This is a genomic window from Mesorhizobium sp. M7A.F.Ca.US.005.03.2.1 (assembly GCF_003997795.1).
GTDB classification, from domain to species: Bacteria; Pseudomonadota; Alphaproteobacteria; order Rhizobiales; family Rhizobiaceae; genus Mesorhizobium; species Mesorhizobium ciceri.
In genome coordinates, this window is the sequence record NZ_RZRP01000119.1 from 2,798 (window position 1) to 10,995 (window position 8,198).

Here is an 8,198-nt window from a genome sequence, read left to right on the forward strand (position 1 = left end):
TCCGGTGCAGCACCGGCAAACGCCTTGAACGACATTCCCAATAACCAGCAGGCTTTTTGACTCCCGGACCGGGAAAGCGCGCCGAAAGTCTCAGCCGAATCCGCCCTTTTGCTCCGGCCTATTCCGCTTTCGCGGAAGTTTCGAGCGGCACGCAATGTGCAATGTTGCTAATGCGGCGGTACGAGCCGCCCTGGTTGACGCGGGCGCCCGAGCCATCCCAACAATGCGCCCCCCCGTCCGCGTCGACCACGGCAGGCGCCCGGCGCTGTCTTCCCTCGCGAACTCCTCAAGCCGGCCTGCCTGATAATGCGGCCTGCGGCGACGTTCGGGCTTCAGCCGCCGACAAGCGCCTTTGTGGTCACCAGATTGACGCCGGCCTCGGCGAATTCGCCATTGTGCCTGATGATGACCTGCTCGGCACTCTCGCTGGCATTGTCCAGCGTGCTGTGCGCATCGGACACCACGGCCACGCCGAGCCCTCTGGCGATCGCGCCCTTGACCGTCGCGGCCACGCAAAAATCGGTCTGCGCGCCCAGGAGCACGACAGCACCCGCACCCTGCCCGGCAACCCAGTCGCCGAAGGCAGGATTGCTGAAAGCATCGCGCACGGATTTGGCAAAGGTCGGCTCGTCCGCAGCTTGGCCAAGTGCGGGCCAAACCGGCCAGCCCGGCTGATCCGGTGCCAACGGATCGCCTTCGGGTCCATCATGCCTGACAAATGCGACCTTGCGCCCGCCGCGCCGCGCCCAGTCGATCACCGCTTTGGTGCGCTCGACTATGCCTGGCGCATCATGGATCGGCGGTTCGTGCACGCCGTCGAACATACCGGTCTGGAGATCGATGACGATGAGCGGCGCGTTGTCTGGGAGGCTGGATGCTGGCATGGGCTTTACATAGCACGGCGGACAAGGTGATCAAGATTTGCTCATTCCGACGCGCCGGCAAACAGCACGACGCCGTCACCGCCGTCGGGCGGCCAGTCGCGGGTGGTGCGATCATTGCCGCCGGTCAGCACCGCGGCGGACGCCCGCATAGATCGGGCCGGTCTTGCTGTCGAACAGCGCGATCTGGTGGCCGGTGTCCATGCCCCATAGCCGGGCCGTGCCGTCGAGCGAGCCGGAGGCCAGGCGCTGGCCGCCAGCCGATAGCGCCAGGAGGGCCGCCGTCGGCGCCCGGCTTGGTTGACACATGTCGCGCATCTGCCATGCTCGCCGAGAGTTCAGGAGAGAACACCATGAAGAAGACTTACGCGAAGCCGACCTTCGTCAAGAAGGGCAAGCTTTCCGCCGTCACGGCAAACGCCCCGAGCAGCGTCACGCTTTAATCCGGCGCATCTCTGGCGGATCGCGCCGGCGCTGGAGAGCAAACTCCAGGTGCAATTGGTTTTGGGATGGCCCGAAGCAAAGAATAGGGACCCTGGCCCCTTGTCGCGCATTGTTGGGTTTATTGTTTGTTGCTTTCAGCTCGCATGGTTGACAGATGGCCGCAGTATGGCATCATCAGGCTGGGATTTTAGGAGAGTCTGAAAATGAAGAAGATTTATGTGAAGCCGTCGTTCTTGAAAAAGGGCCGTCTGTCGGCGGTCACAGCGTCGAACGGCGCCTCGATTATCATCGTGCCGGGCTGATCGTAAACGTAACCTGATTGAAGCGGGGCGAAATTCGCTCCGCTTTGGCATGCCCAAATCTCAGCGTGTCAGGACCAAATCGTCCACGACCATTTGCCAATAGTGCTTCGTCGACAGGCGAACACGCGTTACAGCTTTGAGCATCGGGGCATAGTGCAACGGCGTCAGCGCCGACAGCGTGATCTGATCGCTTGCAATCAGCTGCTCGCCAAGCCAGCTTTCGATCAGCGCCACCTCCCCTTCCGACGCCAGCCAGGCGGCGCTCAGCATGACCGAGTGAAAGCCGAACGGCCGTTCGCAGCTGAATTCGGCAGGCAGCCCGCTGCTGGTGTAGAGCACATGGTCACCGGAGACGTTGCCATTGACATAGCCCTGGCTGTCCTTGGTGTAGTCGCGCGCCATCGCATTCAGGTTGCGCCACGCCAATCCGGCATGACCGGCCGGAATTTTCCTGAAGGTGCGCGACGTCACATCGTCGAAACCGATCGTTTCGAGAGCGGCATCGGTGGCAATGCCGGCGCGTTGCGCGGACAGCAGGCCGAGATCCGCCGAGTAGGGCGACAGCGTCAGCCGCCGCTCCAAGCCTTCGCCACTGATGCTGACCGTGTCGGCTTCTTCAGCCAGGTCGAAGCTGAAGACGGCACCCGGCGCCAGTGTCCGCGTCTCCAGGACGTGCCCGTCCCCCGACACGGAGAGGGTCGCGGGTCCATCGCCGGCAACGCGCCCGCTGACGCGGCGCGGCGGCGCCAGACCGACCGGCAGCAGCATCTCCTGTGATACCATCCCGGCCGGCGAACCCGGCAGCGGCAGGAAGTGTCGGGACTGAATGTCGTTTTCGCTTTTCGCCTGCCAGCCGGGCGGCACCGAAACCACAAAGCGCCAGTTGCCCGGCTTGCGGATCACGGCCTTTCTGCCTTTCACCGACATGGGGAAATTGGCAAAGCCGGCATTGTTGGTGCGCGCGGACGCGGCGAGCTTGCCGGCTTTATCATACAGCCGCACCATGATCCCGGCCATCGGCCGGTCTCCGGCGCCGTATTTGCCGTCGCGATCGACATCGAAATAGACGAAGGACGAGTAATTGAGCATGCCCCCGCGGCCGCTCCAGTCGGTGCGGACGGCATAGTCGGCAGCCGGATTGGTCTGCCGCCGTCCCTTGCGGCGGCTGCGCTTCCGCCACAGCCGCCAGGACACGACAGCTGCCGCAAGCACCACAAGGGCGGCGAACAGTATCTCGACAGCGCCCAAGTCAGGCATGGAGCCTCCTTTCACAGATCTCGTGGAGGATTGCGTTCATGGGCGATCCGGCTGCGTTGGAATACTTTGCCGACAGGTTATTGCATGTCGGCCAAAAGCGAACCCGGGTTTGGGACAGCGACATGCATCAAGACAAAAGACTTAAAGCGCGTTGCATGGATCCGTTCAAGCGCGACGCATGAAAGCAGTCGCCTTACTTCAATTCCACCCACACCGGCGCATGGTCGCTGGCACCGTCCTCGCCGCGCACGTCGCGGTCGATGCCGGCGGCGGTCAGGCGGCGTGCCAGTTTCTTCGACAGCAGGATGTGATCGAGCCGGAGGCCCGCATCGCGCGGCCAGCGGTTGCGGCGATAGTCCCAGAATGTGTAAAGCGTTTCCTTCGGATGCTTCTTGCGCAGGGCATCAAGCCAACCCTGGTCGAGCAGGCGCCGGAACGACGCCCGGCTTTCCGGCTGCACCAGCGCGTTGTCGTCATAGGAGCGGGTGGCGTAGATATCGCGCGGCTCGGGCACGATGTTGTAGTCGCCGGCCAGCACCACCGGCAGGCCGGTGTCGAGCAACTGTTCGGCATGCGCCTCCAGCCGCGCGTGCCAGGCGAGCTTGTAGGCGAATTTCGGGCCGGGCTGGGGATTGCCGTTCGGCGCATAGAGGCAAGCGACGACAATGCCATTCACCGCCGCCTCGATGTAGCGGCTCTGCCTGTCGGCTTCGTCGCCGGGCAAGGCATCGCGGGTCAACACGGGCTCGGCACTCCGCGCCAGGATGGCAACGCCGTTCCAGGTCGGCTCGCCCTTCCACACCGCGCCATAGCCGGCCGCCGCCAATGCCGAGCGCGGAAACTGCATGTCGCGTGCCTTCAGCTCCTGCAGGCACACGACATCGGGCTTTGCCACAGCCAGCCATGCCAGCAGGTTTTCAAGCCGGCTGTTGATGTTGTTGATGTTGAAGGAGGCGATCTTCATCGAAGGTCAGGAAACGATCCGACCCGACCACGCCTTCACCGTCTCGGCCAGCGTCTTCAGATGGTCGGCGGCCGAAAATCCCGAAATGCTCTTGCGCGGTTTCAGATCATGGTCGCCGTCCTCCAGCCAGATCACCTCGATGCGATCGGAAAGGTCATAAGTCGCAACCTCGTCCCTGGTGCCGAACTCGTCGCGGGTGCCCTGGAAGATCAGCGTCGGCGTCTTCAGATCGGCGAGGTGTTTGGTCCGCAATTGATCGGGCTTGGCCGGCGGATGGAAGGGATAGCCGAGGCACAGCAGGCCTGAAATCTCGCCCTTGGCAAACATCTCGTCGGCAACCATCGAGGCGACGCGCCCGCCCATCGACTTGCCGCCGATGACGAGCGGGCCGGTCACGCCCTTCGCCCTGAGGTCGGCTATCGCCTTGATATATTCCGGGTTGACCGTCTCGGCCCGCGGCGGCGGCTTGCGGTGGCCATAGCGGCGGGCAGCCATATAGTGGAACTCGAAGCGCGCGACCTGGAAGCCGGCTTCGGCCAGCGCCTTGGCGGTGGCGGTCATCGAGGGGGAATCCATCGACGCTCCGGCGCCGTGAGCGAGCAGGATGGTGACGGGGGCGGCATCGTGGCCATCGAAGAGGAATGTGGTCATGGGGCGGCCTTGCTGGAGAGGTCGAGTTCCGTCACACTCCCCTCTGTCCTGCCGGACATCTCCCCCGCAAGCGGGGAGATTGCGCGCTCAACCGCTTTCGCCAATCTCCCACTTTGCAAGCAGGAACGGGACGCCCAAGCTGCCGATCTCCCCCCTTGCGGGGGAGATGGCCGGCAGGCCAGAGGGGGGTGTTCAAGCGCCAGCATCCCTCACCCCGCCGTACGCGCCAACTGCAGATCCACGAACTGCACGCCCTTGGCCGCCACCCGCGACCACTCGGACTCCGCATCGAGTTCGAGATAGCGCACCCACAGCCGCCGCGCCTCCGGCAGATCGCCGGCGTCGAATTCGAGCCGGGCGAGGTTGAACACCGGATCGGCATAGTTTTTGTCGAGCGCGATCGCTTTCTGCAGGTGCCTTCGCGCCGAGGCCTCGCGGCCCTGCTCGCTCATCAGCCCAGCGAGGTTGAACCAGGCCTCGACGAAGGCCGGATCGAGTTTTATCGCATTGATATAATCGTGCGCGGCGTCCGCCGCGTGGCCGCCGGCGCGCAGGCAGTTGGCGCGGTTGAAGGCGGCAATCGCATCGCTCGGATCGATGGCGAGACAGCGCTGGTAGAGTGCGGCTGCCCCATCATGGTCGCCACCCTCCTCCGCCGTTTCGGCCTCGGCAAACAACTCTTCCAGTGTTTCGTCGCCTGCCGAACCGGCGCTGCCCAAATCGAACAGAAGCTGTCCGTCGAGTTCGCTCTGGCCGCCTTCGAGATAGATCGCATCGGCGCGCCCATGCTGCGAGCCGACATTGAGCGACTTGGCGGTCAGCGACGCCACCGGGCCGGAGCGGTGGACGGAGCGCGCGATCGCCCCCCATGTCGCGCCGCCGGCGACGAGCCCGGCATATTTGCGCGCCAGGATCAGGTCGCGGAAGGAATAGGGTTCTGCGTCATGCTCGAACGCATCGAACAGTGACAACAAATCGAGCTCGGCGCCGGATAGCCGCGACTGATCGATCAGCGATTGCCGCGACAGCGAAGACGCTTCCGGTGTCTTCATCAGTCCGAGAAGGCGCAGGAATCCGTTCTCGCTGATCAGCGTCCGCCCGGCCCCGCGCTCGGCGGCGACACGGCGCTCGATCTCGGCATCGCCGTTCCTGGAGAGCCCGGCCTTAGCGAGCAGCGTGCGGCCGCACACGACATGCGTGGTGCGCCTGGTGACGCCGCGCCGCAGCTGGCCGTGCTGGCGTTCGACTTCACGCGCGGCCAGTCTGAGCGGAAACGCCGCCAGCGCGCCGATGGTGCCGAAAACAGCGCCGGTCGGTGCCGTCATTTCTTGCTCTTGCCGACCGCCTTCAGCAGATTGGCCTTCAGCGGATTTTCAGCAGCACCACCCGCTGCCGCTTTCTTTGCAGCTGGCTTGGCAACCTCGTCGGCCTTGCTCTTCGACTTGGCCGGCGGCTTCGATTGCGACAGGCTCGCCTTCAGCGCATCCATCAGGTTGATGACATTGCCGCGCTCCGGTGCCGCCGCAATGATCGGCTTGTGGCCTTTCAGCTTCTCGCGGATCATCATCATGAGTGCCGCCTCGTAGCGGTCCTCATAATTCTTCGGATCGAAGGTGGTTTCCTTCTGCTTGATCAGCGCTTCGGCGAGCTGCAGCATTTCGGGGTCGGGCTTGCCAGCTGGAATATTGCCAAAATATTCAGCCGTCCCGCGCACTTCGTTCGGGTTCCTCAAGGTGCACACGAACATGCCGTTCTCGCGCGCGCCGATCGTCACCACGCGCTCGCGGCTCGACAGCACAAGGCGGGCGATGGCGAGCTTGCCGGATTTGCGCATCGCTTCGCGCAACACGGCGAAGGTTTCCTCCGCCATCGCGCCGTCGGGCGCCATGTAGTAGGGCGCGTCCTGGTAGATGACGTCGACCTCGTCCTCGTCGACGAAAGCCTCGATGTTCATCGTATGGTTGGATTCGATGCGCACCGCGTCGAGGTCTGCATCATCGATGATGATGTACTGCTTGTCCTCGTATTCGTAACCCTTGACCAGATCAGCACGCTCGACGAGCCCTAGTTCGGGGTCGACCGGCTTCATGTTGATGCGGTTATGGGTCTTCTTGTGCAACTGGTTGAACGAGATGCGCTCGCTGGCGCTGGTGGCGGGATACAACCGCACCGGACAGCTCACGAGGCTGAGTTTGAGGTAACCTTTCCAACTTGCCCTGGGCGCCATGAAACACTCCTACGCGGTCATGCACTGACATTTTAGCTTGAGCATGATCTTCTCCGAAAACCGGTTCCCACTTTTCGGGATCATACTCTCTGCAGCGCTTTCGTCCGAAGGACGATTGGCGCCGCGCAAATCCTACACCGACCCCACACGATACAGGCAAATCCCTGACGAAATCTTTTAGGACGCCTAAGGGTCGCAGGCGAAGGATAATTCAAATTGTACGAAGCGTCGATCATACTCTTCGTCGTCTTCGGGCTAAGCAAGGAGCGAAGCGACGCGGCGCATAACCTAGGATGACGAGCGCAGGGTCGGCAAATCCCGCGCGAACTCGTCGATCTCGGCCCACGGATCGCCCGACGTCGCCAGCAGGCCTGGCAGCGACGAATAATTCAAATCCTGCGGCGCATCGATGGATTCGAGGTCGCTCCAGCTGACCGGCGTCGAGGCCGGCAGATTGGTGCGGGCGCGCAAGGAGTAAGGTGCTGCGGAGGTGTGGCCGCGCGCATTGCGGTGGTAGTCGATGAAGATGCGCTTCTTGCGGTTGTCCTTGCCCATGGTGGTGGTGAAAGTATCAGGCGCCGTTGTCGCCAGATGCGTGGCGATCGCGCTGGTTGCCTGGTGCAGTTTCTTCCAGTTCTGCTTGCCTGTCACAGGTACCGTGATGTGGATGCCGCTGCCGCCGGAGGTCTTGGCGAACGGCACCAGCCCCAGGCGCCCCAATTCGTCCTTGATGTGCACGGCGGCCTCGACCACCTCGCGCCAGGCGATCCCCTCTCCCGGATCGAGGTCGAGGACGATCTGGTCGGGTCTGTCGAGGCTGGCGCGGTGGGTGCCCCAGGTGTGGAACTCGACGACGCCGAACTGCGCCAGCGCCAGATACCCTTTCGCGCCTTCGACCGAGAGATAGGATTTGGTTTCGCCCTCGGAATTTGTCGCCTCGAATGTCACCACCGAGGGCGGCATGCCGGTGAAGGCGTGGCGCTGGAAGAAGCAATCCTTCGGCAGGCCGGTCGGGCAGCGCACCAGCGACACCGGCCGGCCGAGAATGTGCGGCAGCATGAAATCGCCGACCAGCGCGTAATAGACGGCGATGTCGAGCTTGGTCGGGCCGGTCTTGCCGAACAGCCGGCGCGTCGGGTTGGTCACCCAGATGGTGGCAAGGTCAGCCTCGGCGATCAGCCGCTTGCGTGTCGAGGATACCGGCGTCGACAGGCCGACATCCCTCAAACCGCGGAAGACGCCGTGGCGCAGTGCGTTGTCCGCTGTGCGGTTGGCGTAGTGGATGCGCGCCGACAGCAGCGGCCGCACCCAGTTCATCTCGCGCATGATCTCGCGCGGAACGCCCTCGGGCGCGGTGGCGCCTTCCCGCAGCGGCTCCAGCCTGGCGAGCAATTCACCGGCTGTGGCGGCATCGAAACCGGTGCCGACCTTGCCGCGATAATGCAATTCACCGCCCTCGAACTCTGCCATTC

The 8,198-nt window shown here is 63.6% G+C and carries 11 protein-coding genes; 3 read left to right on the forward strand and 8 right to left on the reverse strand.

Going from position 1 to position 8,198, the window contains the following annotated elements; translation table 11 throughout:
- Window positions 1-332: 332 nt before the first annotated feature.
- Both EN991_RS09510 and EN991_RS09515 read right to left on the reverse strand, forming a co-directional pair.
- The gene (locus EN991_RS09510; RefSeq protein ID WP_127368643.1) at window positions 333-884 is read right to left on the reverse strand and encodes an isochorismatase family protein; all 552 of its coding nucleotides are present in this window, start codon (window positions 882-884) and stop codon (window positions 333-335) included.
- A gap of 111 nt (window positions 885-995) precedes the next feature.
- On the reverse strand, window positions 996-1,199 hold the full coding sequence (locus EN991_RS09515) for a hypothetical protein (RefSeq protein ID WP_063168627.1): 204 nt from the start codon (window positions 1,197-1,199) through the stop codon (window positions 996-998).
- Window positions 1,200-1,234: 35 nt separating this feature from the next.
- Here EN991_RS09515 and EN991_RS09520 point away from each other — a divergent pair, with 35 nt between their 5' ends.
- Window positions 1,235-1,324 (forward strand): hypothetical protein, encoded by a 90-nt coding sequence (locus tag EN991_RS09520; RefSeq protein WP_081714185.1) that lies wholly within the window; start codon window positions 1,235-1,237, stop codon window positions 1,322-1,324.
- A 204-nt stretch (window positions 1,325-1,528) separates the two neighbouring features.
- A complete protein-coding gene (locus EN991_RS09525; protein ID WP_013530621.1) occupies window positions 1,529-1,627 on the forward strand; it encodes a hypothetical protein in 99 nt (32 codons plus the stop codon).
- 60 nt (window positions 1,628-1,687) lie between these two features.
- On the opposite strand, the gene EN991_RS09530 is transcribed toward EN991_RS09525, so the two are convergent.
- Window positions 1,688-2,884 (reverse strand): SdrD B-like domain-containing protein, encoded by a 1,197-nt coding sequence (locus tag EN991_RS09530; RefSeq protein WP_127368644.1) that lies wholly within the window; start codon window positions 2,882-2,884, stop codon window positions 1,688-1,690.
- Window positions 2,885-2,922: 38 nt separating this feature from the next.
- Here EN991_RS09530 and EN991_RS09535 point away from each other — a divergent pair, with 38 nt between their 5' ends.
- Window positions 2,923-3,066, forward strand: coding sequence for a hypothetical protein (locus EN991_RS09535; protein ID WP_127224232.1), 144 nt, complete (start codon window positions 2,923-2,925; stop codon window positions 3,064-3,066).
- An 11-nt stretch (window positions 3,067-3,077) separates the two neighbouring features.
- On the opposite strand, the gene EN991_RS09540 is transcribed toward EN991_RS09535, so the two are convergent.
- The 5 genes from EN991_RS09540 to ligD form a co-directional block, all read right to left on the reverse strand.
- Window positions 3,078-3,848 carry an exodeoxyribonuclease III gene (locus EN991_RS09540; RefSeq protein ID WP_127365689.1) on the reverse strand — a complete coding sequence of 257 codons (771 nt, stop codon included), beginning with the start codon at window positions 3,846-3,848 and terminating at the stop codon, window positions 3,078-3,080.
- Window positions 3,849-3,854: 6 nt separating this feature from the next.
- Window positions 3,855-4,499: an alpha/beta fold hydrolase gene (locus EN991_RS09545; RefSeq protein ID WP_127368645.1), complete on the reverse strand. Its 645-nt coding sequence runs from the start codon at window positions 4,497-4,499 to the stop codon at window positions 3,855-3,857.
- Window positions 4,500-4,708: 209 nt separating this feature from the next.
- Entirely contained in the window at window positions 4,709-5,824 is a 1,116-nt protein-coding gene (locus EN991_RS09555) for a tetratricopeptide repeat protein (protein ID WP_127368646.1), read from the reverse strand.
- Window positions 5,821-6,726 carry a Ku protein gene (locus EN991_RS09560; protein ID WP_013530615.1) on the reverse strand — a complete coding sequence of 302 codons (906 nt, stop codon included), beginning with the start codon at window positions 6,724-6,726 and terminating at the stop codon, window positions 5,821-5,823. Before EN991_RS09560 ends, EN991_RS09555 begins: the two co-directional genes overlap by 4 nt.
- A 288-nt stretch (window positions 6,727-7,014) precedes the next feature.
- The coding region (gene ligD, locus EN991_RS09565) for a DNA ligase D (RefSeq protein WP_127368647.1) at window positions 7,015-8,198 on the reverse strand (1,184 nt) is incomplete at its 5' end.

Coding starts and splice junctions, on each gene's coding strand:
- EN991_RS09510 (WP_127368643.1), bottom strand. CDS start 884: ATGCCAGCATCCAGCCTCCCAGACAACGCGCCGCTCATCGTCATCGAT.
- EN991_RS09515 (WP_063168627.1), bottom strand. CDS start 1,199: ATGCGCGACATGTGTCAACCAAGCCGGGCGCCGACGGCGGCCCTCCTG.
- EN991_RS09520 (WP_081714185.1), top strand. CDS start 1,235: ATGAAGAAGACTTACGCGAAGCCGACCTTCGTCAAGAAGGGCAAGCTT.
- EN991_RS09525 (WP_013530621.1), top strand. CDS start 1,529: ATGAAGAAGATTTATGTGAAGCCGTCGTTCTTGAAAAAGGGCCGTCTG.
- EN991_RS09530 (WP_127368644.1), bottom strand. CDS start 2,884: ATGCCTGACTTGGGCGCTGTCGAGATACTGTTCGCCGCCCTTGTGGTG.
- EN991_RS09535 (WP_127224232.1), top strand. CDS start 2,923: ATGGGCGATCCGGCTGCGTTGGAATACTTTGCCGACAGGTTATTGCAT.
- EN991_RS09540 (WP_127365689.1), bottom strand. CDS start 3,848: ATGAAGATCGCCTCCTTCAACATCAACAACATCAACAGCCGGCTTGAA.
- EN991_RS09545 (WP_127368645.1), bottom strand. CDS start 4,499: ATGACCACATTCCTCTTCGATGGCCACGATGCCGCCCCCGTCACCATC.
- EN991_RS09555 (WP_127368646.1), bottom strand. CDS start 5,824: ATGACGGCACCGACCGGCGCTGTTTTCGGCACCATCGGCGCGCTGGCG.
- EN991_RS09560 (WP_013530615.1), bottom strand. CDS start 6,726: ATGGCGCCCAGGGCAAGTTGGAAAGGTTACCTCAAACTCAGCCTCGTG.